Annotated in this window: 28 protein-coding genes; 8 read left to right on the top strand and 20 right to left on the bottom strand. The window is 39.1% G+C overall.

Translation table 11 applies throughout. From position 1 onward, the window contains the following. Window positions 1-9: 9 nt before the first annotated feature. From BM043_RS08835 to BM043_RS08815, 5 genes are all read right to left on the bottom strand, one after another. A complete protein-coding gene (locus BM043_RS08835) occupies window positions 10-294 on the bottom strand; it encodes a GNAT family N-acetyltransferase (RefSeq protein ID WP_092790823.1) in 285 nt (94 codons plus the stop codon). Continuing rightward, a complete protein-coding gene (locus BM043_RS08830) occupies window positions 294-713 on the bottom strand; it encodes a VOC family protein (RefSeq protein ID WP_092790822.1) in 420 nt (139 codons plus the stop codon). The genes BM043_RS08835 and BM043_RS08830 overlap by 1 nt, the downstream gene beginning before the upstream one ends. Before the next feature lie 24 nt (window positions 714-737). Beyond that, window positions 738-1100 (bottom strand): DUF2116 family Zn-ribbon domain-containing protein, encoded by a 363-nt coding sequence (locus tag BM043_RS08825; protein ID WP_092790821.1) that lies wholly within the window; start codon window positions 1098-1100, stop codon window positions 738-740. Between the two features lie 68 nt (window positions 1101-1168). After that, the gene (locus tag BM043_RS08820; protein WP_092790820.1) at window positions 1169-1777 is read right to left on the bottom strand and encodes a class I SAM-dependent methyltransferase; all 609 of its coding nucleotides are present in this window, start codon (window positions 1775-1777) and stop codon (window positions 1169-1171) included. 59 nt (window positions 1778-1836) lie between these two features. Beyond that, window positions 1837-4494 (bottom strand): PQQ-dependent sugar dehydrogenase, encoded by a 2658-nt coding sequence (locus BM043_RS08815; protein WP_092790819.1) that lies wholly within the window; start codon window positions 4492-4494, stop codon window positions 1837-1839. A gap of 693 nt (window positions 4495-5187) precedes the next feature. Between BM043_RS08815 and BM043_RS19490 the strand changes: the two genes are divergently transcribed. The 3 genes from BM043_RS19490 to BM043_RS08805 are packed head-to-tail and all read left to right on the top strand — an operon-like array spanning window position 5188 to window position 7706. Beyond that, a complete protein-coding gene (locus BM043_RS19490; RefSeq protein WP_177188448.1) occupies window positions 5188-5406 on the top strand; it encodes a hypothetical protein in 219 nt (72 codons plus the stop codon). Continuing rightward, the gene (locus tag BM043_RS08810) at window positions 5378-6565 is read left to right on the top strand and encodes a DUF4221 family protein (protein ID WP_177188447.1); all 1188 of its coding nucleotides are present in this window, start codon (window positions 5378-5380) and stop codon (window positions 6563-6565) included. Before BM043_RS19490 ends, BM043_RS08810 begins: the two co-directional genes overlap by 29 nt. Then, the gene (locus tag BM043_RS08805; protein ID WP_143189503.1) at window positions 6516-7706 is read left to right on the top strand and encodes a hypothetical protein; all 1191 of its coding nucleotides are present in this window, start codon (window positions 6516-6518) and stop codon (window positions 7704-7706) included. The genes BM043_RS08810 and BM043_RS08805 overlap by 50 nt, the downstream gene beginning before the upstream one ends. A 398-nt stretch (window positions 7707-8104) precedes the next feature. Here BM043_RS08805 and BM043_RS08795 read toward each other — a convergent pair whose 3' ends face one another. From BM043_RS08795 to BM043_RS08785, 3 genes are read right to left on the bottom strand one after another with little or no spacing between them, the layout of a single operon-like run. Continuing rightward, a complete protein-coding gene (locus BM043_RS08795; RefSeq protein ID WP_092790815.1) occupies window positions 8105-8803 on the bottom strand; it encodes an XRE family transcriptional regulator in 699 nt (232 codons plus the stop codon). 7 nt (window positions 8804-8810) lie between these two features. Next, entirely contained in the window at window positions 8811-9221 is a 411-nt protein-coding gene (locus BM043_RS08790) for a type II toxin-antitoxin system VapC family toxin (protein ID WP_092790814.1), read from the bottom strand. Window positions 9222-9224: 3 nt separating this feature from the next. Then, window positions 9225-9431, bottom strand: coding sequence for a hypothetical protein (locus BM043_RS08785; RefSeq protein WP_092790813.1), 207 nt, complete (start codon window positions 9429-9431; stop codon window positions 9225-9227). 183 nt (window positions 9432-9614) lie between these two features. Between BM043_RS08785 and dinB the strand changes: the two genes are divergently transcribed. After that, window positions 9615-10820, top strand: coding sequence for a DNA polymerase IV (gene dinB, locus BM043_RS08780; protein ID WP_092790811.1), 1206 nt, complete (start codon window positions 9615-9617; stop codon window positions 10818-10820). A 246-nt stretch (window positions 10821-11066) separates the two neighbouring features. On the opposite strand, the gene BM043_RS08770 is transcribed toward dinB, so the two are convergent. Then, window positions 11067-11756, bottom strand: a complete 690-nt coding sequence (locus tag BM043_RS08770; RefSeq protein WP_092790809.1) for a hypothetical protein — start codon at window positions 11754-11756, stop codon at window positions 11067-11069. Between the two features lie 505 nt (window positions 11757-12261). Here BM043_RS08770 and BM043_RS19860 point away from each other — a divergent pair. Further along, complete coding sequence (locus tag BM043_RS19860) at window positions 12262-12387, top strand: DUF2442 domain-containing protein (protein ID WP_218144137.1); 126 nt, start codon at window positions 12262-12264, stop codon at window positions 12385-12387. A gap of 309 nt (window positions 12388-12696) precedes the next feature. Here BM043_RS19860 and BM043_RS08760 read toward each other — a convergent pair whose 3' ends face one another. The 4 genes from BM043_RS08760 to BM043_RS08745 are packed head-to-tail and all read right to left on the bottom strand — an operon-like array spanning window position 12697 to window position 15591. Beyond that, entirely contained in the window at window positions 12697-13740 is a 1044-nt protein-coding gene (locus BM043_RS08760) for a hypothetical protein (RefSeq protein WP_177188446.1), read from the bottom strand. Next, window positions 13694-14158: a hypothetical protein gene (locus BM043_RS08755; RefSeq protein ID WP_143189501.1), complete on the bottom strand. Its 465-nt coding sequence runs from the start codon at window positions 14156-14158 to the stop codon at window positions 13694-13696. The genes BM043_RS08760 and BM043_RS08755 overlap by 47 nt, the downstream gene beginning before the upstream one ends. Then, window positions 14112-15272: a DUF4221 family protein gene (locus BM043_RS08750; RefSeq protein ID WP_092790804.1), complete on the bottom strand. Its 1161-nt coding sequence runs from the start codon at window positions 15270-15272 to the stop codon at window positions 14112-14114. Before BM043_RS08750 ends, BM043_RS08755 begins: the two co-directional genes overlap by 47 nt. A 46-nt stretch (window positions 15273-15318) precedes the next feature. Then, entirely contained in the window at window positions 15319-15591 is a 273-nt protein-coding gene (locus tag BM043_RS08745; RefSeq protein WP_092790803.1) for a hypothetical protein, read from the bottom strand. 480 nt (window positions 15592-16071) lie between these two features. Here BM043_RS08745 and BM043_RS08740 point away from each other — a divergent pair, with 480 nt between their 5' ends. Beyond that, window positions 16072-16602 carry a GNAT family N-acetyltransferase gene (locus BM043_RS08740; RefSeq protein WP_092790801.1) on the top strand — a complete coding sequence of 177 codons (531 nt, stop codon included), beginning with the start codon at window positions 16072-16074 and terminating at the stop codon, window positions 16600-16602. Window positions 16603-16724: 122 nt separating this feature from the next. On the opposite strand, the gene BM043_RS08735 is transcribed toward BM043_RS08740, so the two are convergent. From BM043_RS08735 to BM043_RS08725, 3 genes are all read right to left on the bottom strand, one after another. Beyond that, window positions 16725-17543: a ferritin-like domain-containing protein gene (locus BM043_RS08735; protein ID WP_092790800.1), complete on the bottom strand. Its 819-nt coding sequence runs from the start codon at window positions 17541-17543 to the stop codon at window positions 16725-16727. A gap of 24 nt (window positions 17544-17567) precedes the next feature. Further along, a complete protein-coding gene (locus BM043_RS08730) occupies window positions 17568-18338 on the bottom strand; it encodes a ferritin-like domain-containing protein (RefSeq protein WP_317042373.1) in 771 nt (256 codons plus the stop codon). A 254-nt stretch (window positions 18339-18592) separates the two neighbouring features. Further along, window positions 18593-19429, bottom strand: coding sequence for an alpha/beta hydrolase (locus tag BM043_RS08725; protein ID WP_092790799.1), 837 nt, complete (start codon window positions 19427-19429; stop codon window positions 18593-18595). A 503-nt stretch (window positions 19430-19932) separates the two neighbouring features. On the opposite strand from BM043_RS08725, the gene BM043_RS08720 reads away from it, so the two are divergent. Beyond that, window positions 19933-20358 (top strand): response regulator, encoded by a 426-nt coding sequence (locus tag BM043_RS08720; RefSeq protein WP_092790797.1) that lies wholly within the window; start codon window positions 19933-19935, stop codon window positions 20356-20358. Between the two features lie 38 nt (window positions 20359-20396). On the opposite strand, the gene arsB is transcribed toward BM043_RS08720, so the two are convergent. Genes arsB through BM043_RS08700 form a run of 4 tightly spaced genes read right to left on the bottom strand, consistent with a single transcriptional unit; the run spans window position 20397 to window position 22918 of the window. Continuing rightward, window positions 20397-21443 carry an ACR3 family arsenite efflux transporter gene (gene arsB, locus BM043_RS08715; protein WP_092790796.1) on the bottom strand — a complete coding sequence of 349 codons (1047 nt, stop codon included), beginning with the start codon at window positions 21441-21443 and terminating at the stop codon, window positions 20397-20399. After that, window positions 21440-22057, bottom strand: coding sequence for a low molecular weight phosphatase family protein (locus tag BM043_RS08710; RefSeq protein ID WP_092790795.1), 618 nt, complete (start codon window positions 22055-22057; stop codon window positions 21440-21442). The genes arsB and BM043_RS08710 overlap by 4 nt, the downstream gene beginning before the upstream one ends. 24 nt (window positions 22058-22081) lie before the next feature. Next, window positions 22082-22546, bottom strand: a complete 465-nt coding sequence (locus tag BM043_RS08705) for a DUF6428 family protein (protein WP_092790793.1) — start codon at window positions 22544-22546, stop codon at window positions 22082-22084. A 39-nt stretch (window positions 22547-22585) separates the two neighbouring features. After that, the gene (locus BM043_RS08700; RefSeq protein ID WP_092790792.1) at window positions 22586-22918 is read right to left on the bottom strand and encodes an ArsR/SmtB family transcription factor; all 333 of its coding nucleotides are present in this window, start codon (window positions 22916-22918) and stop codon (window positions 22586-22588) included. A gap of 193 nt (window positions 22919-23111) precedes the next feature. On the opposite strand from BM043_RS08700, the gene BM043_RS08695 reads away from it, so the two are divergent. Beyond that, a complete protein-coding gene (locus BM043_RS08695; protein ID WP_092790790.1) occupies window positions 23112-23396 on the top strand; it encodes a DUF427 domain-containing protein in 285 nt (94 codons plus the stop codon). Window positions 23397-23403 lie beyond the last annotated feature (7 nt).

The following is a 23403-nucleotide window of genomic DNA, read 5'->3' as shown; positions in this document are numbered from 1 at the left end:
TGCTATTTTTCAATTAAGCACATCCTGAAGATCTTTTCGCTTTTTAAACATCGCCTTGGCAAAAGGGCAAAGAGGGATGACTTTGATGTCTTTTTCACGGACATAAGCCACCAATTCCTCCAAAAGATCCGCTCCGATCCCCTGACCGGTCAGCGAAGGGTCTACTTCGGTATGTTCGATGATCATTTTTCGGGCACCAGCCATCACATAGACCATTTCGGCAAATCGTTTAGCCCCTTCTTCGATAAAAAACGACCCCCGTTTTCCGTCGGATTGATGTTGAATTACTGTCATTAGCTCTTAGTTCTTCCTTCTGTTAATTGATCGTAAACTTCATCATTGGGCTCCCAAAGCTCAATGGCATGCCCATCTGGATCGAGGATATGGACAAATTTCCCATATTCAAATTCTTGGATTTCATCTAAAATCCGAACGCCATTCCTCTTCAATTCTTCCACGAGTTTAAGTAAATTTTCCACCCGATAATTGATCATAAAATCTTTGGCCGAAGGTTCAAAATAAGTAGTATCCTCTTTCATAGGAGACCATTGACTGAAGCCTTTTTGTTCCGGATTTTCAGCACTCCTCCACTCAAAGGCAGTTCCGTATCGATCGACATTCAATCCTAGATGTTCGGAATACCAGCTTTTGGTGGCATCGGGGTCCTTCACTTTAAAAAATACCCCTCCGATTCCCGTGACTTTTCGACTCATAGATTTAGATTGTTTTTTAATGAATTACACATCTTTTCCTTTCACGACCAAAAACCAATCTCCATCCAAAGGCAAATATCCATAGTCATAGCAGAAATGATAAATACTGCCTTTTTTAGTCTCATAGGTATGCGTTTGGTATTTGAACTGAAACCCATCGCGGAGCAGTCGCTCTTTGGTCGTCTTGCCCATTTCTTCACCCTCCGGAATCATAGATTCGAGAATATTCCGGTTTTTTTTTAACGAATGATTGACTCTCCGGATCAGATTATTGGAGGCCGCATATTGCTGATAATTGTAATTATTCCTGCACTGATCGTCGCAAAATTTCTTATCAATGCGACCTTGAATGGGTTCTCCACAGTTGAGGCAATGCTTTTTTTCCATAGCTGTTAAAAAAGATTTATTTGAATTTATAGAATTAGTTTAAAAAATCAAGAAAAAGCCCAAAAATCTTACTTTTTCCCTAGCAAGCGAATTACTGCTGATTGACCGACATGATAGGCGCCCTCCTCCAGGTACAATTCCTTCTCTTCAAAAACCAATTGACTCAGCCCTTTAAAATCATCCTCCAATTCACTTTGCGAAAAAAGCATGCTCACGTCTTTAGGACCTCCAGCTTTTGGATTTTTGGAATTGAACTGGAGGTGTTTTTTAGAAAATGCTTCTAAGATCACGATTCCCCCGGGTTTAACTAATTTCACCAACTTTTGATGGATTTCAGCTCGGAGACTAACTGGAAAATGTGCAAAAATCAACACAACCAAGTCAAACGAATTTTCCTCAAAATCCAACTGTCCCAGAGTACCGACACGGTAATCAAGCGCAACACCTTTCTCTTTGGCCAATCGATCTGCTTTGACTTTGGCAGATTCACTGATGTCAAAAGCAATGACATCCCATCCGAGAGTGGCTGCAAAGACGGCATTTCTCCCCTCTCCCTCTGCTGCAAAAAGTGCTTTTCCTGGGCTTAGATCAGCCAATTGTGCCTGTAAAAATAAGTTAGCTTCCTTCCCGTATACATATTCCTCTGCGGCATATCGCTCATCCCAAAACTCTTTCATGATCTCTAGATTTTTTTATTGAGAAAATAAAAAAGGGAACCCGAAAGTTCCCATTAAAATCATCTTATAAACCTTACCCAATCCAGATTAAAGGTATTCCAAATGGAAACTCCCGAATCAGTTCGCAAAACGAAATAAAGATCGGTTAAATCTTCCCTTGTCTCCAATGCCACTTTTACTGGAAAATAACCTTTTCGATCACCTTGAATCAACTCTTGGGTTTGACCAATCAGGGTTCCTTCAGGCCCTCCTGTTCTGATTTCTAAAACTCCTTTGATACCCGCTGGATTCACCAGCAATTCCAATTCATTTATTCCGCGTAAATCCAACTGATCAAAAGCAATCCAAGATCCTTTTTCGGTAAACTTCACAAAGTTGAGCCCGTTGGCGTTGGCCTTTGCGGTATTTTCAAAGCGATTTGCTGTCACTGCCTTGACCTCGGGATGACGAAGCAGCAATTGGACATTTCCACGAAGTGGGCCTATTTCATTTGCTCCCTGATCGGTATAGCTCGCTTGGATCAAATAATAGCCTTCTGATTGCTCAATTTGATCGGGAGTAAATTCACCTTCCAAAGGCAAAATTTCCTTGCCATAATCTGGATCTTTCAGCCCTAAAATAAAATCAACCATTTCTCCTACCTGATCTTCTGGCAAATGCGGATGACCGGGCATGATTCGCTCATCACTCCACACGCCACCGCCTCCATTTCGGATCTTTCCGATTAGATAATCTTTGGCATCGGCTTGACCTTTGTATTTGACGGAAACTTCCTCATAGGTCGGTCCCACAGATTCATTGGCAATGGCATGACAAGCTTTGCAGCCCGCCTGAGTGATGAAATTCTCGCCCACAGATACTTGCTCCTCCTGATGCCCTGCTTGAATCAAATCATATCCTCCCGCAATGTAGTCAATGGAAAAATCCACCTGATCAGAATCAATCTCACCATCTTCCCGATCCATAACCTGGACGGAATAATTCACCGACTCATTTTCAAAATAGAAGCTACTATTTCCCGCCCACTCAATAAAGACTTGAGGGCGCTCATTCCCCACTTGGATTTCGATGGAGGCGGTGGCTTTTTCACCTTCCAGATCTGTGACGGTCAATGTCACAGAATAAACTCCTGGCTGCTCAAAGGTATGGGTAGGATTGACATCCTGACTGCTTGCGTTGGCTTCGCCAAAATCCCATGAATAGGAAAGACTATCCGAAGGATCAAAATCCATCGAACCTTCAGAGGAAAACTGTACGGTCAGCGGCGCAGCACCTGTTCGCTTGTCAACAGAAACTTTGGCAACCGGCTGACGATTTCCGGGAGCAAACTCGATCCGGTACAAACCCGAATCATCATTTTGAGCACGCCAATAGGTCCCGTACTCCAACACATAAAGCGATCCATCCTTGGCAAACTGCATATCCACAGGCTTGTCAAAAACGGTCGAGGGCATAAAACGCTCCATGGTATCATACTCGTAATTTTCCGTCAGAGAAACAGTAAAAATCCAGTTTCTCATCCAGTCATAGATAAAAAGCTTATCATTATAATACCCTGGAAAACGAATAGCCGAATTTTCAAAATCTTCCCGATGATAGACCGGCCCGGCCATAGCGTTTCTTCCGCCAGTAGCAAGCATGGGAAACTCTTCCGACTCATCATAAGGATACCAAATCAAGGCAGATTGAGCGGGTGGCAATTTTTCCAATCCAGTCGAATTGGGACTGGTATTCACCGGTGCCGCAGGATCAAATTCAAACAGGCTTTCTTGCGTATCAAAATCATATTTCCAATAGGGTTTGTTATTCCCCACAAAATAGGGCCAACCATAAAAACCTGGCTTTTGAGCCAAATTGATTTCATCATGGCCTTTGGGGCCTCTTTTTAATGAATCCACTGAAGCATCGGGCCCCACTTCCCCCCAAAAAAGATTGCCGGTATGCTGATCGACAGAAATGCGGAAAGGGTTTCGATTGCCCATCACATAGATTTCCGGTCGGGTATTGGGAGTGCCTGGGGGAAAGAGATTACCTTCAGGAATGCTGTAGGTTCCATCAGCTTCGGGTTTGATGCGAATAATCTTTCCTCTCAAATCATTAGTATTTGCCGAGGTTTTTTGTGCATCTACATTGGCAGGGCGGTCCTGGCGCTCATCGATCGGGTTGTAATTATCCGATTCAAATGGGGTGGTATCATCTCCGGTAGAAAGAAAAAGCAGTCCATTGGCATCAAACTCAATCGAACCGCCAGAATGGCAACAGCCTCTAAAAACCGGGATTTCCAAGATTACTTTTTCCGAGGTGAGATCCAGCCTATTATCTACAAACTCAAATCGTGAAAGACGATTAACATCCGGAGAAAAATCCAAAGGGGCATAATAAAGATAAATCCAGTGATTCTTTTCAAAACCGGGATCCTTGGCCAAACCCAATAAACCATCCTCATGTTCCAGATATACTTCCAGTTCACCGACTACCGTGGTTTCTCCTAACTCGGCCTCGTATAATTTAAGTTTACCCGCCCGCTCAATAAAAAGCACATCCCCATTATTGAGAACTTCGAGCTCCATGGGTTCATTGAGCTTTTCGACCAGAGTCACCTTGGTAAAGCGAGTCTCATCCGGTTTGACGGTGGCAAAGGGATCAGCCTCTTTTGGGGAGCAATTCCAAAGCAATCCGAGCAGGACAAAAAATCCTGAAAATCGACCAAATTTCATGAAAGCAGGTTTTTAGGTTTATTTGGCCTTCAAGATAAAAAAGAGAAGGCAAAAGGCTAGAACCGTTGAGAAAAAATAACTGAGACATAAAATTTTAAAACTTTAAGCTAAAAATAATAAAAAAAATACAATATAAATATTTAAAAATTCTAATTCAAAATTGAATTATAACTAAATAAAGAATAAAAATATAAACAAAACAAGAAAATTAAAAAAAATTGAAAAAAAACAAAATATTGTTAACAATAAATACAGTAAAATAAAATATAGGTTTTAAAAATTTAAACATAATATTATTTCTTTTTTCTAATTTCACCAAAATAAAATATCAAAATTAGAAGAAAAAAAAATAAATTATTTAAAGAAAATTAATTTCATATTTGGAAATGCAAAAATATATTCAAACATTCAGAGCGTAATTAATATATAACCAAAAACTATTATGAAAAATTCAATACTAAAGGTATTTGGGATTGGTATAATCTTTACGATTATGCTCAGTAATCCCTTTCAAACAAAAGCAGATTGTTGGGATTGTGACAACATTGCTTCGCCATCATACTGCAGTTACAATCTATGGTTTGGATATGTTTGTAGCTCGAGATACGAGTCGCCCATGCGAAAATGTAATATAGCATGCAGCAATTCTGGATGCGAATCCGAAAGTTGCCAATCACAATCAACTATAGCACCATGAAAAAGACAAAATGGATAATTGGTACTTTGCTAATGTTTTCAACTGTTTTAATTGGATATTCAGATTGCCAAACAACACATACAAATGGATATTGCGATCAGCAGGAAAAAGCCGGTGGCGGGGTTAAGAAAACATGTGTGGAAAAGCCAACGGAAAATTCTGAAGGACGATGTCTATTTAAGAAAGATGGAGAAATTGCGCCGGAAATTGGTTAAAAATTTAAGGAGAAAATTAAATTTTCTCCTTACTTTTGTTTTATTTATTGCCTGTACTAACTCCAATAAATTAAATATTGAAGAACTTCACACATTAGAGAAAACTGGAGAAATTAAGATAAAATTAAATAAAAAAGGCTTATCAATAAGTGATCATCAAATAAGGGAAATAAATGAGGACATAGAAATAATAAGAGCAAATTATGGATATGAAACATTATCTATTTATTCCCTGAATAAATCGAAGGAAATAGGAATAATAAAATTAGATCTGAATAATTTAATGCCATTTTTTGAAAAAGGAGGTGGGATTTCCGGTTTTTATTTAAAAGGAAAGGACTCCTTGTTTGTAATGAATTACCAATCCGACTTATTATTAATAGACCGAAATACAGGTCAATATTTAGCAAACTACAACCTACCTACTTCAAATAGACCTAACGATGTAAAAATTGATCATAGATTTCCATTTTACATAACTAATGATAGGATAATATACACATCTTCACAGAATAATTTTTTGAATAAGATATTCTGGGAATATAATATGATAAATAAAAAAGAAAAAAACTACGGGGAATATCCAAAATTTTATAAAGAAAAAAAAGATTATTTGGCTGGAAATTGGTATGATTACCTAAGCCACATAATGATAAACGATACAATCCTAATTTATGGACATCCTATTTCCAATAATTTATCAAAATTAAATATTAATTCTAAAGAAATAATAGAAGTAATAAATAATTATCCTTTCCCAAGAGAAAGCCATTACACAGAAAATAAAATAAATAATTTAGCCGAAGAAGAATTAAATAACCTAATTTCAAATACATACAATAATTATCATTACAGCAACCTCCTATATGATAAGAAAAATAAAAAATATTATAGGATTTTAAAAAAACCAATTGAGCCCAAGCAATTTAATTCATACCCAAAACCTTTAAAATATTGGAAAAACGAAATAGAAATCATAGTTTATGATGAAAATTTAAAAATAAAAGGCAAAACAAATAGCTTTCCTAATGATTATCAGATCGGTATTTATGAACAATCAGAAATTTTCAATATAGATAACAAAATATATGTTAAAAAAATACCTGAAAATGATGAATACATCACATATGACATTTACACAATTACTGAAAAATATTAAGTTTGTCGGGCTAATAATTGCAACTTTATTAAGTTGCACGCAAAACACAAAACAATATGTTAAAAAAACATCAATAATAGAAGGTAAAGACAAAATCATTCAACTTGACACAGAAAGCTCCTTTGAATTGTTAAGCTTACAATTAAAAGAGAAAGAGAATATTTTACTAACCCTAGATGCAATAAAAAACAATATAAATATTTTCGAATGGAATAACGGAGAACTAATTGAAAAAATACCTTTAAATATAGATGAAAAAAATATTATATACAACCCAACAAGATTTTTCTATCATAACAGGGATTCAATATTTGTAGTTGATTTTGGAGAAAACATAAAACTTATCAACAAGAAGGGGGAAATTATTGATGAATTTTTAATTGGCGAAATAAAGAGCAAAAATAATGAATATTCTGGCATTTTTGGGTATACTCAAATAGGAAATAACAAGAATTTTCTATTCAAACAAAATAAAATATTTTACCCGACTGAGCATTTATCTTCTGAATACAAAAGACTTGGTATTTATAACATTAATTCGGAAACACTTAACGAAATAATAGAACCACCATATTCTATTCAAAATCTATTTGAAAATGATTTTGTAGATTTTTGGTATGACCTAGATGAAAGTACAAATTCCCTCTATTTGTCATTTCCATTAACCAATTCAATTTACAAATACAACTTGAATAAAAATTCAATGGAAGGTCTACATACACCAATATTAAATCATCAATTTGAAAATCATTACAAACCTATATACAATGATATAAGATACAGTAATTTAGAACCAAATAGAATTAGCAACATTCTAAATAAAATCAATTCTTTGAGCAGATACACATCCATAATTTTAACAGAAAATTTTATTGTTAGATTATTTATTCATCAATCTAATCAAACAGAAGCTAAAGCAAGAAATTTCACAATTTATATTTTCTCGAAGAATGGAGAATTATTAGGGGAAAAATATTTCCAAAATCCTACTCTAGACAATGACATTCTGCTTGTATCAGCTTCAGAAGACTTCATATTCTCTAAAAGAGACACCCTATTTATTCCTTACATAAAATCAAAACCCGATGAAAACAAAATTACATTTAAATCTTTTACTATCTCTCGTAATACTAATAATTAGTTGTCAATCAGAAAAAAAATCGATCGAAAATTATATTAAATATAATATAGGCTTAGAATATGAAGATAAGTTTTCGATAATTATCCTTCCATTTGACGCATGTAACGCATGCATTCACTCAAGTCTGTCATACATATCAAGTAATTTATCGGTACTAAACAAGAACAAGCTTATTATTTACAATTTCCTTTCACTGAAATCTAGTAAAATGCAATATGGGGAGGAGCTCTTCAACCATGAAAACACCATAATAGATAGTAATGGAAAATTCTTAGAATTTGATTTTAAACACAATCAGCCTATGATCATTCAAATTGAAAATGAGGACATAACTAAAATTGAAAATTTAGACAGTAGTAATTTCGAAGTTTTACTAAGCAAACTTCATTAAGCAAGTTTCACTCACTCATCGCCAAGCGATACCGCCACACTTCTCTCAGCTGCTCAATCGCTACTTCGAAGGGGGGATAAATCGGGTTGGAGGAACAGAGTAATAATTTTTCCTGATCCTTGATGCGATTATAGGCGATTTTGAAGGTCACCCCATCCTGCTCGGTGACGATCACATAGCGCTCCCCGTCTTTGATCGCCATCCAGTCATCCAAATATTCGCAGACAATCCAGGCACCATCGGGAATTGGCAGCATAGAGTCTCCGTCCACCTGAAAGACCCGATGCTTTTTATCCATGGGGAGAAAAGGCAGGGAAAAGCGAGGCAGTTCTGAGATAAACTCCGGATCGGAAAATCCTGCCAAGTAACTCGCTTTTACCCGCTGAGAGACCACTTCGATGAGTTCGCGGCCCTCGGCATCCACCGTAGTGGAGAGTATCCGCAGCTTTCGCCCTCTCAGAAACTGATCCGTTTCGAGCAGTTCACGGAGTTTGTATTCGGAATAGTTGCAGAGATCTTCTTTGAGCAAAATATCAAGCGATATCCTAAGGTAATCAGAGATCTTGACCAAGGTCTCGATCGGAGGATTGATGGTTGACTCATATCCCGCGAGTTTGGATCGTGAGATACCCAGAGCTTGAGCGAGGGACTCTTGGGTGAGGTTTTTCCGTTTTCGGAGGAATTTGAGGTTGTTTTGGACTTGCATTACTGGTTTAAAATTGATCAAGTGTCACTACTTCTATTTCAGTAATCCGATGGAGTCCTTTATCATTAGTGACAAAACGAGTACATGCTGACTCGATGGCCACAGCGAGCTGTAATGAATCCATAGGCCTCAAAAAATCATACTCACTTCGTAAAAAGGCAGCTTGATCAGCAGTAGATTTTGAAATTTCGATTAGAGGAATTCCAAGTTGATCTAAAAGATTTTGGTATTTTTCTATCAAATCCCATCTCTTTGTCTTCTTTGGTATAACACTAAATTCCATCCAAGTAATCACACTGGTAACCAATTGATCATCTCTCACCACACTAGTCAATAACAAATCCCGAACCTTTTCTCCATAAGTCTTATGGAATTCTACTAAATAGATAAATGGTGAGGTATCTACAAACAATTTCATAAATCAAAGTCTGTCAGTTGCTCGAAGTTGATCCGTATATTCTTGAGCATCTTGGCTCCAAACCCCTTTTCCTGAACCAGCAAATTTCGTCAATGCATCTTTTGCTAAATTGAAGCGATCTGCCTGCTTCAGCAATTCCTGAAGGACTTTTTGAAGATCATCCGGCTCAAGAGTTCTAATTTCCTGAATTAATAGCTCAACTTTTGACATGACTTACTTTTGATTTAAAGTGATTTAGCTTTACAAATTACGATTTTTCTTTGGAGTTGTTACCTATTAAGCTCAAGCTACAATTGTTTCAACCCCGACAAGTCCCGTCATATTACTACCCCAAATCTAATCTTTTTGATTAAATTATAAACATTAAAATGTCAAGATAATTAACAAAAAGTTATGGAGGGGAAGCGGAGTATTGCGCATATGGATTTGGACACGTTTTTTGTGTCGGTGGAGCGGCTTTTTGACAACCGGCTCGATGGGAAACCCATCCTGATCGGAGGTTCGAGTGACCGGGGTGTGGTGGCTTCCTGCAGCTATGAGGCGCGAAAATTCGGCGTGCACTCCGCCATGCCGATGCGGACGGCGAGGCAGCTGTGTCCTGAGGCCATCATCGTCAAAGGAGATTTTGAAAAATACAGCCAAAAATCCCATGAGGTCACCGAAATCATCAAGGAATCTGTTCCGCTCTTTGAAAAGTCATCCATCGATGAGTTTTACATCGACCTGACGGGAATGGACCGCTTTTTCGGTTGCTTCAAGCTTGCCCACGAACTCCGCCAACGCATCATCAAAGAAAGCGGACTGAACATTTCCATGGGGCTGTCGGAGAACAAAACCGTCTCCAAAGTCGCTACCGGCGAAGCCAAACCCAATAATGAAAAGCAGGTGCCCAACGGGCAGGAAAAGCCATTTCTCGCCCCACTCTCCGTGCGTAAAATCCCGATGATCGGCGAAAAAACCTCCCAAACACTCTACAACATGGGCGTCAAAAAAGTCCATACGCTGCAGCAGATGCCTTCCCAACTTCTGGAAGCAACTTTTGGAAAAAATGGGAAGATGATCTGGGAAAAAGCGAATGGCATCGACCGCAATCCGGTCATCCCCTACTCCGAAGCCAAGTCGGTTTCCTCCGAAAATACCTTCGAAGAGGACACCATCGATGTTCAACTACTGGAAGCGACGCTGGTGGCAATGACCGAGCAACTCGCCTCCAAGCTTCGTCAGAAAGGCCAACTCACCGCCTGTGTGAGTGTGAAGATTCGTTATTCGGACTTTGAGACACATACCATGCAGCAGCGCATCCCCTACACTTCTGCGGATCATACGATCCTACCGGTGGTGAAGGAACTCTTCCGAAAGCTCTACAGTCGGCGTATGCTCATCCGTCTGATCGGCGTGCGCTTTAGTAGCCTGGTCTATGGCAACTACCAAATCAAACTCTTCGAAGACAGCCAAGAGCAAATCAATCTGTATCAGGCCCTCGACAAACTAAACGTGAAGTATGGCGACAAAACCGTCTGCCGGGCCGTGGCCATGGCTGTAGGAAGGAGACGATTTAATCCCTTTAATGGGGTGGAGGTCAAAAAAACAGAGCCCTAGGACTCTGTTTTTTTAAATAATCTAATCTGTTGATTGCTTTTTTCCCAAGATATTCTTCTTAAATATTTTAAAAACATAAGATAAAGTCAAAAAGATTAAAAGGACAAATATCAAGGCATCAGAAAATGATATACTTCTCATTGACCTTAGGAAAAAAAGCTCGTAAATCGTGCATGCCAGTAAAAACAAAACCAAGGCAAACCAAGATTGAGTAAATTTAATTTTGAATCTCATAACAGTCGTAATTTACCACCATCCCATACAATCTCCAAATTCATAACCGGCAACTGCAGCTCCAACCCAACCTAATGTTCGGGAAGCAACTTTTTTAACAAGTTTCTTTACACCTTTTTTTCCTAACTTCTTCACTCCTTCTTCAAGACCTTCACTAGCGAGCTCAACTAGAACTTTTACCCCTGCCGCTTGCAATGCACAGTCGTAAATATCCGAAGCATAGGCTTGCTGTACGAAAAGGCCTGAAATAACAAAATCAGTATCATCAAAGCCTTCAATGGTATATCCATCATTGGCTAAATTTTCAAGCTGACTGACAGCCAAGGCAGCTCTTGAGATATCTGGAGAAGTCAAACTTCCAAATTCATAGATTATTTCATCTTCCGTCAATCCATAAGACATTAACAATTCTACACCTGAAGATACCATAGGCTCTATTATAAGTTTCAATTCAGACTCCTCCATACCTTCGATTGTGGATTCTGATGTTATTCGGGAATTAATTCCTTCTTCGCTTGTAATTCTATTTTTTAAGATTGTCGTTTGAATTTTTGATACATCTCGAAATTTTTCCAAAAAATAATCATTGGATATATCATCTGTAAACTCAATTTCCTGACAGGATGAATAAACAAAAGAAGACAAAACTACTATTAGTTTGATCAAAACAATTGCCAAACTCCCTTTAAATATTTTTTTCATGATTTTTGATTGAAAATGATTTCACCTACTCATTCCCTTTTCGGTATCCGGGGCTACTCTCGGTTTATTTTAGTCGTTTTTCGCTTGCACATCCCCGACTTTATTGGGTTGCCAGCCCTACTATAGCCTTTTTTTAAACTAAAATATGGTGTGTGTGTGTGTAAAAGTCAACTATAAAAATTGATTTTTTTATAAATAATAAATGAATTATTATATTTAATACATGAACTAACGAAAATTGTAAATGAATAAATTGCGATTAGAGAGGAGGCAAGTAAATAATCAACAAAACCGTCTGCCGAGCCGTAGCGATGGGTGTGGGAAGGAGACGATTTAATCCCTTTAATGGGATGGAGGTTTAAGACTTGAATAAGCCAAATATTTTTTACAATTTAGGAATTAAATTCTCAAATTGTAAATAAAATGATTTATCGCGAAGCAGAAAGTGAACTGGAATTATTATCCAAAAACTTCAAAGCAATAGCTGTCATAGGACCGAGGCAATATGAACGAAGTAGTCGAAATAAAAGTATTGAAGGATTATCGAGTTTGGTTACGCTTCAAAGATGATGAAGTAAAAATAGTTAATCTTCGACCTTTCCTAGGCAAGGGTTTACCGCCGAACTCTTAGATCCTTCCAAATTTGAAAAAGTATTTATCGAACAGGGAGGAGGAATCGCATGGGAAAATGGCTATGATTTTTGTCCTAATTTTCTAAAGGAATTGGAAGGTGAAAAAGTAGAATTAGCCTAGTTTTTGAAATTTTTACTAGAGATCACAAGCCCTTCGAAGACAGCCAAGAGCAGATCAACCTCTACCAGGCCCTAGACAGACTCAATGTCAAGTATGGCGACAAAACCGTCTGCCGGGCCATAGCCATGGGAGTGGGAAGGAGACGATTTAATCCTTTTAATAGAATGGAGTTGTGAAAACAAAATAGCTAATTTTCCTCAAATCCAAAGGGAACAACCTTCTCAGGCACTTGACCCTTGAGCGGATAGCGATAGACTTCAAACGACTTCTTATCTTTTCGTCCTTCGTATGCATAGCCATTATCAATGACCATCGGAAAAAAGTAAAGATTGAGCAAAGGGCGAAGCTGATTCTCATCAGTGACTTGATTCAATCTATATACGCGCTCATCATCTTCCAAACCAGACTCCCATGAGAGCAAATAGAGTTCCCCCGAGACATTATCAACATACATCTTCATCTCCGTATTTTCCGAAGGAATCGGAACGCGACTTCTACGGATATTTCCCTCTTTATCTACACGAATCAATGTTTTATGAGTAGTAGCCCAGATATAGGTTGTACCATCCTTATAACCGAAATATCTAGAAAATGTCTCGTCTGATTTTCCTATAAGTCTTCCATATGGCTGAAAAATTACGGAAGTATCTTCTTTGGATAAAAATCCATAATCAAATGGTGCTCTCTCTTTAAAATCATACCCCACATGAAATTTGCGTGAGCTTATAATTTTCTTTTCAGGACGGTCAATAAGATATAACTGAACCCCTTCCGTCTTTCCATTTTCGATGTAATCAAAGCCAGTGATATACTCTGGATTCATGAAAGTATTAGGAGTATTGATTCCATGTTTTTTACCATTATAAAACTCATAAGCCTCATCTACTATCATTTCATTCTCTTCAATCTTCACCATGACAGCATAACTAACATCTAAAGGACTAAAAATGGAGTCATTCACTTTTACAAAAGACTGAGCCGCATCGATCTTCATATCATCGACGATAAGATTGGACTGATCCAAAAGATACATGTGCCGCTTCTCTGGTTTTTTATTTGAGGCATAGATAAGTACCTTATAGTCGCCCATAGGCAAAAAAGAAGTCAAAACACAGTTTTCACAGCCATATACCAACTCAGGTTTTATTTCTTCTTGAGCAAATAGGCTAGAACTAATGAGAAGATTAATCCAGAATATATTCAGGAGAATTTTGTGGTGAAAGCGAAGCATAGCTATACTCTTTTTTTGAAACGTCAAGAATAATTGGACTGAAGGCATTCAGGTCGAAAGATTTTGATTTGCTGTTTTCATCAATGATGATCTGAAGGTTTTCTTTTTGGAACAATTTTTTAGCTTTTTCCACCCGATCGGGAGAGTTTTTTTCTCCTGAGAAGATGACAGAAAAGCCCTGATTACTTTTTTGTAAGTCTTCCAGTACTTGCTCTACACAGAGTCCACAGCTATCAAGTGGAAGAAGAATTACCTTTTCGAAATCAAGCTTAGCATCTATCGCTTCCAAATAGGCTTCAAATTCTTGCCCATACACATAAGGCTCCATTTTCGACCCAGTGCAGGAAACTAATAATAAGAGCAGGGCTACCTTAATAATCCGAAAGCTGGAAAATACCGAAGACCATTTCATCGTCATGTTCTCTTTGATTATCATATATAAATAAACCTTCTTTACTCACAAAGGTGAAAAGAGGATTAAACCGTTTCGAATCCAGTGAGTAAGCTCCCATAGGATTGAGGTCTTTGTCTAATAGGAAGATCTTCCATTCTGCATCAAATGCAGTATTTTTTTCTCCATCGGACTTTCGAAGATCTTGTTGCTCCTTTCCAAAACGATAATAAACCTCCCTGAAAGGATCATATATAAGTTGCTGAAACCAAGCAGATGAAATGTAATGATTGACAAACTGCTGTAAGTCTGCATCCCGGTCAACCCCTTCATTGAAAAACCTTCCCCATTCCTCATAGCGGTGATAGATCACGGTATCACTATCCAATTGATATTCATAAATCCCCGGGTCGGCGGGAAAGGTCACCAAAAATGTCCCTTGTGGGGTTGGGGTGAGATTCGGCTCACGTAAAACATCAAAGTAATTATCTCCTCGATACATTTGTGGATAGGCACCAAACTCATCCACCACCTCATCCTTAACTGGATCATAAATCATGAATTTATTCCGCTCATAGTAGAGCTTCTTTTTCACGTTTAAGTCCGGATATACTGGTAAAACCCAAACTGAATCTAAAAAAACCGGCCATTGTCCAAGGTATGAATAGGAAACAGGATACATCTCCACCCCTTTGAAATCCCTAATGGTCTTTCGGTAAGAATTTATCAATTTCCCTTCTCTATTCAACACTTTAAATCGTAGGGCGCGGTCTTGTATGGTCACAATACTGTCCTCTGAAAACAGATGAATAATATCCAAATCAGCATCAACAGCATTTGGCCCATCATCTGCAAATACTAAATGATCAATCGCATCCCCCTGCCTTAACGGGATAAAATCCAATGATACACTTTGCCTGTTGAAACCTACCAGATAAGGCGATTCGTCTCGATTAATCAATTGGAAATAATCGTAGAACGGTAATGAAAGTGAATCAATCAAAATAGTCCTAGTCTCAGAATGAATCAAAGTTTTCTGCTCTCCAAACTGATGTACCAATTCCTCGTGAAAAGTTACATTTTCGGCATTTTGAGTACACCCTGATAGAACTAATATTGCGGCAATTAAACTATTCCTCATTTGATATTTTAAAAAGAGCCACCTTCAGTAAAGGTGGCAAAACTTATTAATCTATTGCATCAGCAATAACAACTACAGATGCAGCTGTAGCTGCTATCTTACCTGCTGTTTCTGCTATCTGACCCAAATCTTTCCAGAAGCAAATCTTTTTGGCTGTGCAACCATCACCGGCCTGTTTGCATTTTTCTGTTTGACTTACAGCGCAAAACTCTTTAACGAATCCTTCAGATTCACCCTCAGTCCCAAAAGCTGGATTAATTGAAAATAGGCTGACCACTATTACTGCTGTTCCTATAAGATTTGAAAATGTTTTCTTCATAATTTTTGTTCGAAAATAATTTCACCTACTCATTCCCTTTTCGGCATCCGGGACTACTCTTGGATTTTTTAAGTCGTTTTTCGCTTTCACATCCCCGACTTAGGTTGGGTTGCTAGCCCTTTTTAAGCTTTTTTTAAACTAAAATATGGTGTGTGTGTGTGTAAAAGTCAACTATAAAAATTGATTTTTTTATAAATAATAAATGAATTATTATATTTAATACATGAACTAACGAAAATTGTAAATGAATAAATTGCGATTAAAGAGGAGGCAAGTAAATAATCAACAAAACCGTCTGCCGGGCCGTAGCCATGGCTGTAGGAAGGAGACGATTTAATCCCTTTAATGGGATGGAGGTGTGAGCAAGTGAGAAGTGAAAAATTAGAAATCTGAAATTGGAAATGTTAATCCTCAATCATAACCGAAAATAAATGGGTAAACTTTCGATTACGATCGGGAAAACTCAGATTTTTACCCCAAATGAACCGATATCTAATTACGACTCCCCTACTCGGATTCCGCACTTGGCAAGCATCAGATCTTGATCCTTTCTCTGCTATCAATGCTGATCCAGAAGTCATGCAGTATTTCCAGAAGCCATTTTCCAAGGACGAAACCCTAGCAATGATACATAGAATGCAATCCATGTATGAGGAAAAGGGCTATTGTTATTTTGAATTAGATTTGTTGTATAGCCAAGAATTGATTGGCACGATTGGATTGGGCTGGAAAACCTTTGAAGCTGATTTCACTCCCTGTGTGGATATCGGATGGCGAATTCACAAAGAATTCTGGAATCAGGGGTTAGCTAGCGAAGGAGCTTCCCGATGTTTGGAATTTGCTAAGGATCAAAAAATCAAAGAAGTTAACGCTTTTACCCCTGCCAGAAACATCGCATCCATCCAAGTGATGAGAAAAATAGGGATGACTTACCATAAGGACTTTGACTATCCTGAACTTAAAACTCATCCAGAAATCATGAGATGCAGTTTGTTTGGAATAGTTTTCTGACGTCCTCAAAACCCATTATCACAATCCAAGATTTCCAGACAACACAAAACTGAATATCAAAAAAAGGATGCCACCTCTACTAAAGATGACATCCCAAACCCCAACTCAACTAAAACAAGTCTTTAGGCTAGGAACAAGGAGGCAATGCCCAAAACCTCTTCCATATTCAATGGCTCATCCCAGCCTTCTGCAACTGCCGCTGCATCGATGCTAGTGAGATTTGCCACATTCACTCCTCCATGAGTCAGATTATCCTCTCCGGCATAGATGGCCTGGGTAGCCGCAGGAAGCGAACCAATCGATGCATTGGTAATCCATCCTTTGATATCGTCTTGCCCTTTTTTGGTTCTTAATCTCCGGACCATGGAAGCATGTCTCGCCTCCACAGAATGTATGGACAGAGCGGCTGTCAACACCACGTCGCTTTCCATCACGTTCGCCGCCTGTCCTTTATATGCCCTTACCCCGGTATCCTCAAATGCCTGAGATAGTGCCAAAAATGTAGGATAATCCGTAAAAGGAGAGAAGTTGCCGCCAGCGGTAAAATCAAACTCCGGCTCTGCTACCGGACTACCACCCAATACATTACTAATCACTTCTTGCAGAAACAGGACGTGAGCTAATTCATGATCTCTGATTTTGGTGAAAATATTTAAATCTCCTCCTTCGATCACGCCTGAATCCAATCCTAGTTGGTAATACCGATATTCCAAATGCTCCAAAGTCAACGCATAGTTCAACACGCCAATTAAGCTCTCTGTATCCGCTTTCGCTACCCGGGGAATCGCAGTCAAAATCGACAGCGGTACAGCCGAAAGTGCCACCTTCTTCCCAAAATCACCAAACTGCCTAAAGGCCTCTCTTCTGGTGAAAAACATATCTTTTTGTTCCGAACTTTGAGTATCCGGACACATTTTATCTAATAATTTGATCAAGTTCATAGCTGTTTTTTGTTTTGGTGAAAATTAACTTGGCAATTGACTAAAATCGATCGGGGTCGTCACAAAGGAACTCGCCGCTGTCAAAACTTCCGAGAAAGTAAGTGTCCGCTCCAATCCGTTACTATCAATCAGATCATCTCCCGCAAAATCATCAGAACCGGGATTGATCAAGTCTCGAATCGCTGCTGCATGACGAGCCTCCACAGAAACGATTTTACCGGCAATCAGTAAGAAATCAGGATTTTCTAAAAACTGTCCAGCTCCGTTGTATGCCGCGACTCCCAAGTCTTCAAAGGTCTTTGCAGCCGCCAAAACTGAGTTTCGGCTATTGAAGTCGATGGACCCAAAGTTCACTTCCAAATTTTCAATTGCACTATTTCCCAATGCGGCTTTGAAAAACTCCCGATGCGCTCGTTCGTGCTTTTCCAGATCACCCATAATAGTTTTCTCTTCTGCACTTGCATTGGCAAAATATCCTCCCTCCAGCACAGCCGCATAAAACGCCGCCTCTAACTGCTCCAGCGCATAGGCATAATTCAAAATCCCGGTATCTCCAGATCCTAAATTTACTCCAGGATTCATTGGGATGGGATCATCCTCATCACTACAGCCAACTAACAAAAGTCCTGCTGCAGCTACCGATAGCGTGCCTCTTTTTAAGAATTGCCGCCTGTTTGCATTTTTCACCAGTCCAGGTGATTTGATCAATTCACTTTTCATTTTTGTGGTGTTTAGGTTATTAAAATTTCGGTTTCGGCTTTTGATGTAAAAATCAAAACTGCATACGGTCATCATTTTGACAGAATTAAAAAGATTTACGAAGTGATGGGAAACCTTGGATTGAGTGGATTCTAAAAATGATGGATTATTATTCAGGAATTTATTTATTTAAAAGCCCAATGTCCTATCGCAATCAAAAAATCGAGTTGTCTGATTTCAAACTCTTTTTCACAGGAGGCAAAAAATTAACCCTCCATTCTTTTCAAAATGAACCCGTCGATTAACCGCTGTTCTGTTTATCTTTTTGTCTTTAAAATATCCAGCAAAATCTACATCCGCTCTTTGACCCAGTCCAAAATCAAGGATAAAACTTCCTCCTGATCAGAGTCATTGAGCAACTCATGATAGGCTCCTTCAAAAATCTTCAGTGTTTTGTCTCGAGAAGATGATTTATCAAACAATAGACGGGAGCCCTTCGGATTGGTCAGTCGATCGGCAGTCCCATGCATGATTAAAAAAGGAAAGTCAAACCGATACACATTGGATTGAATGAAGCGCATCATCTGTAGCAGCTCGTAGCCGGTTCTCACAGGAATTTTACCCTGATAAACCAAGGGATCATTTTTATATTTTTCTAACTCCTCCGGTATTCTCGAAATCCCCACAATATCCAATACCAGGGCTTTCAATTTGGGAGAAATCCGGTTCAAAACCCCTGAGATTGCCACCAAAAGTGCGGAAGTTCCTTCGGCCTCTTTGATGGCTGGAGCGGACAAAATGATTCCATTAACTTCTGGACGGTATTTTAGGGCATATGACGCGGCCATTCCTCCACCCATACTGTGACCAAAAATAAAAGAAGGCAAACCGGGAACATAGGACTTCACCTTACCAAATAGCGCATGAATATCTTTTAAATATTCCTCAAATGAATCAAAATAGGCACTGGGCTTTGGCAAATCGGACTTTCCATGGCCACGGCCGTCAAATGTAAAGACCGCTATTCCAAGCTCGGTTAATCCTTGGACCAACTTCCCATAGCGTCCACTATGCTCGCCGAGGCCATGAATCAATAATAAAGAAGCTCTTGGATTTTCTGGCATCCATGCCTGAAGAAAAAGATTGACTCCATCCGGTGTTTGGTAATTTGTCTCTAAATGATTCATACATGTTCTTCTTTATTGTCGGAAAATACAAAAGTATATTTCAATCCCTCATGAAGATGCCAAAGGAATGATCGGATAACTTCAAATAACGATCTGTCCGCTATCGAAAAACCCGTCTCAAAGGCGTTCAAAGCGGATTTTTGTGCCAAAACGGGCGTTTTTATTAATCATGAAAATTAACCGACTGAACTGAAAAAAACCCTGAAATCATAAATGTAAGGCTTACCAAAACTTTGATTTGAAACATACGGTATAGTAATGTGACAATGTCAAAGAATTTGTTCTGCTGCTCATACGGAGAGTAAGGCTTTTCTTTAGTTTAGTTGATCCGACATTGTTCAGCAGGAAATCCTCCGGGGTTTCCTGTTTTTTTATTCTTTAATCTACCTGCCACCATTCTTTGAAAAAATCCTCAAATCATTTTCCTTGGATTTTAGTCTTTAGGTGGTAAATTAAAGTTTGAAAATAAAATTTTTACAAAACGCTGCCCAGCTGTACCCTAAATGCCCTTATTAAATATCAAAAGAGAAATCTTAATTATAGAGGATGATCATTCCTTTCATATGATTTTGAAAAAAACTTTTTTCGCCTTGGACCCAAACTTGACGATTCATTCTTTCTTTGATGGACTAGATGCCATTGAGTATGTCAGGGATCCCATGGAGGAAGACGAAAGAGCCTACAAATCCATCATTCTTTTGGATTTAACTATGCCTATTTTGGATGGCTGGGGATTTTTGGACCTTTTCCATAACCTACCCAAATCCATTAAGGAACATTACACCATTTTTATCGTCAGTAGCTCGATCAACAAGTCTGATCGGGATCGTGCCTTAACTTACGATTGTGTGAAAAATTACTATTCCAAACCCCTATTGGTGGCAGATTTTAATCAGATCTTAAAATCCTGCGATGAGGCGATAGAATAAAGGAGTCTTCCTGAACAGGCAGAAAGACTCCTTTTTTGTCAATCAGTTTTAGAATAATATTTATCCCTTAACCAGAAAGAAACTCTGACCAGTAAAATCAGAGCCGGAACTTCGACAAGCGGACCTATTACGCCCGCAAAAGCCTGCCCGGAGTTAAGGCCAAATACCGCAATCGCTACCGCGATAGCCAATTCGAAATTATTTCCTGCTGCTGTAAAAGCAATAGCAGCATTTTTATCATAAGCTGCTCCAAAAACTTTGCTGAGGAAAAACCCAATCAAAAACATCAGTGCAAAATAAATCAACAAAGGAACGGCTATTCTCAGCACATCACCCGGAATCTCCACGATCAATTCCCCTTTCAGCGAAAACATCACCACGATCGTGAAAAGCAAGGCAATCAGGGTGATCGGAGAAATTGTCGGGATAAACTGATTAGTGTACCATTCCTCCCCTTTCATTTTGACCAAAATCAAGCGACTAAGTAAACCCATCAGGAAGGGCACACCCAGGTAAATCGCCACACTTTCGGCAATAGTAGCGATGGAAATGTCTATAATCGCGCCTTCAAATCCGAAATATGGAGGCAGTACCGTAATGAATATCCAAGCATAAAAGCTGTAAAAGAAGACTTGAAAAATACTATTCAAAGCCACCAAACCTGCTCCATATTCCCGACTCCCCTCCGCGAGGTCGTTCCAGACCAAAACCATGGCAATACAGCGGGCCAATCCGATCAAAATCAGACCAACCATATATTCCGGGTAATCCTGAAGAAAGGTTATTGCCAAAATAAACATCAATACCGGGCCAATAACCCAGTTTAAGACTAAAGAAAGGCTTAAAATTTTGACATTTCTGAATACCTGAGGAAGTAAACGATAATCGACTTTCGCCAAAGGCGGATACATCATCGCGATCAATCCAATGGCAATGGGAATATTGGTGCTACCACTGCTCATCGATTCGATCGCCCCTGCCGCACTCGGAAGCAAATAACCCAATCCTATACCTATCCCCATGGCCATGAAGATCCACAAGGTCAAGTAGGAATCCAGAAAACTCAACCGCTTAGTTGGGCTCATTTTTTCTGGATTTTGGAAAAGACGTAGAATAGCTCTGAAGCAATCTGTAAGGATCGCTCATCGTATTTTTCGGCTTCTTGTCCCGTTCCATCAAAAGCTTTCGGATCTTCGTAGCGAAGCGGAATCCGCTGCTCTGTTCCCGGGATAAAGGGGCAGTTTTCGTCCGCATGATCACAAGTCATGACAGCTGCAAAATTTTTAGCGTCATTGGCAGGATCATCATAGGTTTTGGAAAATGCCAAAATTGGTCTGCCCCCCCGGGAATGTAAAATATGGTATCGCGGATTGTCAGAAGTATCGGTTGGAATAACGTCAAAACCAGCTCGCATGATCGAATCCACTGCACGCTCATTAAATGCGGTGACCTCGACTCCTCCAGAGTAGCAGTTGGCGGGGATTCCGTAATAATCCGCTGCGGTCTGAGCCCAGATCTGTGAAAATTGGCTGCGACGGGAATTATGCGTGCATATAAAATTCAAATTGACCATTTCTCCTTGATTGATTTTTTCTTGGATGAAGTCGATCAATAATCCCAGTAGTTCTTTTCGCTCTGGAGAAATGGGTAATTCAAGTGCTTTGTCGACCGAATCGGAAAGCTTGGAAAATAGTGTCATGCGTATGATTTTGGAGAAAAACAATTAACAACAACCTGAACCCGGTGCACAAGAAGAAGCTTGCAGTTGGGAAAGTCGAACTTTAGGTTTTTCTGCTGAAATCCCACAGTTGTCTTTGGCTAAGCAGTCAGTCATCTTGGTAGTCAATAGAAAATGGGTTCCGTCGTGATCCAAACCATATTTCCCGATGGTTTCACCTTGATATTCCACTTCGATTTCTAAATCGGTGATTCTCAGTATCCGCTCCGACAGTTCGATGATCTTCACCAGTTTATCAGGATGCAATCGGTGATCATAATCGTCTGCATTCCAAAGTTGAAAATTGACTTTTTGTTCTTTACGAACTGTCCCACCGCAATCGATAAAATGCTTGTCGATCAAGCCGACTTCGGTCACGTGAAAATGACGGGGAACCAATTCTCCATTTGGTAGCTGAAAAGCGATGGTTTCGGATTGATTCAGGATTTGTTTTGCTTCAGATAGTTTCATGATTTATTGCTTTATTACGATGATTAAATTCAAATTTTTTTAGCAGTTGGAACCACAGCACGTGTCATAACTTTCAAAGAAATCTTGAAAGAGTGCCTTTAAGAGTGTCCATTTTTCGGGATTGATACAATAATTGACTCGAGTGCCTTCGATGCTTCCCTGAATCAGTCCCGCGTCTTTGAGTTCACGAAGGTGCTGACTGATGGTCGCTTGAGCCAAGCCGATTTCCATAACCAAATCTCCATTGATACAAGACCGGGTTTTGACCAAGTGCTGAAGAATGGCAATCCTAGCCGGATGAGCAATAGCTTTGGCCATTTGGGCGAGTTCATTTTGCTCTGCGGTAAAGAGATGTGTTTGGGTTACTCCCATATCCTATTGAATTATTCATTGCAATATTACGATACAAAGGATTATAAATCCAAATAGATCGGTGTTTTTTTTATTAATTCACGACCAAATCGTCATTTGGGCACTATTTCCCAATGGATTTCCTTAAATTAGCACTAGAGGGAAAGTCTATTCTCTCCTTTTTTCTTTTATTTTCCTTATAGCCAAATCCTTTATGAAAGCCACCTGGAACAATCAGATTATAGCAGAAAGTAATCAAACGATTCTCATCGAAGGCAATCATTACTTCCCCCCTGAATCTATTAAATGCGAATTTTTTAAGCAATCAGATACTCATACCACTTGTCCGTGGAAAGGGGAAGCATCTTACTATGACATCCATGTCGATGGAAAGATAAATCCTGATGCGGCCTGGTATTACCCCGATCCCAAAACGGCAGCAAAAAGTATTAAAAATTACATTGCTTTTTGGAGAGGCGTATTAGTTGATCCCTCATAATTTACTC

Origin of the sequence: Algoriphagus hitonicola, from assembly GCF_900113375.1 — a bacterium.
Lineage (GTDB): Bacteria > Bacteroidota > Bacteroidia > Cytophagales > Cyclobacteriaceae > Algoriphagus > Algoriphagus hitonicola.
Note: the sequence above shows the minus strand (reverse complement) of the source record. Positions and strands in the feature narration are given on the sequence as shown.

Bases quoted from the DNA above. Each gene is read 5' to 3' on its own strand.
- BM043_RS08705 (WP_092790793.1), bottom strand. From the start codon at position 22,546: ATGAAACTATCTGAAGCAAAACAAATCCTGAATCAATCCGAAACCATC.
- BM043_RS08725 (WP_092790799.1), bottom strand. From the start codon at position 19,429: ATGAATCATTTAGAGACAAATTACCAAACACCGGATGGAGTCAATCTT.
- BM043_RS08720 (WP_092790797.1), top strand. From the start codon at position 19,933: ATGCCCTTATTAAATATCAAAAGAGAAATCTTAATTATAGAGGATGAT.
- arsB (WP_092790796.1), bottom strand. From the start codon at position 21,443: ATGAGCCCAACTAAGCGGTTGAGTTTTCTGGATTCCTACTTGACCTTG.
- BM043_RS08770 (WP_092790809.1), bottom strand. From the start codon at position 11,756: ATGAAAAAAATATTTAAAGGGAGTTTGGCAATTGTTTTGATCAAACTA.
- BM043_RS08825 (WP_092790821.1), bottom strand. From the start codon at position 1,100: ATGGAAAAAAAGCATTGCCTCAACTGTGGAGAACCCATTCAAGGTCGC.
- BM043_RS08740 (WP_092790801.1), top strand. From the start codon at position 16,072: ATGAACCGATATCTAATTACGACTCCCCTACTCGGATTCCGCACTTGG.
- BM043_RS08730 (WP_317042373.1), bottom strand. From the start codon at position 18,338: ATGATGACCGTATGCAGTTTTGATTTTTACATCAAAAGCCGAAACCGA.
- BM043_RS08820 (WP_092790820.1), bottom strand. From the start codon at position 1,777: ATGAAAGAGTTTTGGGATGAGCGATATGCCGCAGAGGAATATGTATAC.
- BM043_RS08815 (WP_092790819.1), bottom strand. From the start codon at position 4,494: ATGAAATTTGGTCGATTTTCAGGATTTTTTGTCCTGCTCGGATTGCTT.
- BM043_RS08735 (WP_092790800.1), bottom strand. From the start codon at position 17,543: ATGAACTTGATCAAATTATTAGATAAAATGTGTCCGGATACTCAAAGT.
- BM043_RS08700 (WP_092790792.1), bottom strand. From the start codon at position 22,918: ATGGGAGTAACCCAAACACATCTCTTTACCGCAGAGCAAAATGAACTC.
- BM043_RS08795 (WP_092790815.1), bottom strand. From the start codon at position 8,803: ATGCAAGTCCAAAACAACCTCAAATTCCTCCGAAAACGGAAAAACCTC.
- BM043_RS08710 (WP_092790795.1), bottom strand. From the start codon at position 22,057: ATGACACTATTTTCCAAGCTTTCCGATTCGGTCGACAAAGCACTTGAA.
- BM043_RS08835 (WP_092790823.1), bottom strand. From the start codon at position 294: ATGACAGTAATTCAACATCAATCCGACGGAAAACGGGGGTCGTTTTTT.
- BM043_RS08790 (WP_092790814.1), bottom strand. From the start codon at position 9,221: ATGAAATTGTTTGTAGATACCTCACCATTTATCTATTTAGTAGAATTC.
- BM043_RS08695 (WP_092790790.1), top strand. From the start codon at position 23,112: ATGAAAGCCACCTGGAACAATCAGATTATAGCAGAAAGTAATCAAACG.
- BM043_RS08750 (WP_092790804.1), bottom strand. From the start codon at position 15,272: ATGAGGAATAGTTTAATTGCCGCAATATTAGTTCTATCAGGGTGTACT.
- BM043_RS08760 (WP_177188446.1), bottom strand. From the start codon at position 13,740: ATGCTTCGCTTTCACCACAAAATTCTCCTGAATATATTCTGGATTAAT.
- BM043_RS08755 (WP_143189501.1), bottom strand. From the start codon at position 14,158: ATGACGATGAAATGGTCTTCGGTATTTTCCAGCTTTCGGATTATTAAG.
- BM043_RS08785 (WP_092790813.1), bottom strand. From the start codon at position 9,431: ATGTCAAAAGTTGAGCTATTAATTCAGGAAATTAGAACTCTTGAGCCG.
- BM043_RS08805 (WP_143189503.1), top strand. From the start codon at position 6,516: ATGATGAATACATCACATATGACATTTACACAATTACTGAAAAATATT.
- dinB (WP_092790811.1), top strand. From the start codon at position 9,615: ATGGAGGGGAAGCGGAGTATTGCGCATATGGATTTGGACACGTTTTTT.
- BM043_RS08745 (WP_092790803.1), bottom strand. From the start codon at position 15,591: ATGAAGAAAACATTTTCAAATCTTATAGGAACAGCAGTAATAGTGGTC.
- BM043_RS08810 (WP_177188447.1), top strand. From the start codon at position 5,378: ATGGAGAAATTGCGCCGGAAATTGGTTAAAAATTTAAGGAGAAAATTA.
- BM043_RS19860 (WP_218144137.1), top strand. From the start codon at position 12,262: ATGAACGAAGTAGTCGAAATAAAAGTATTGAAGGATTATCGAGTTTGG.
- BM043_RS19490 (WP_177188448.1), top strand. From the start codon at position 5,188: ATGAAAAAGACAAAATGGATAATTGGTACTTTGCTAATGTTTTCAACT.
- BM043_RS08830 (WP_092790822.1), bottom strand. From the start codon at position 713: ATGAGTCGAAAAGTCACGGGAATCGGAGGGGTATTTTTTAAAGTGAAG.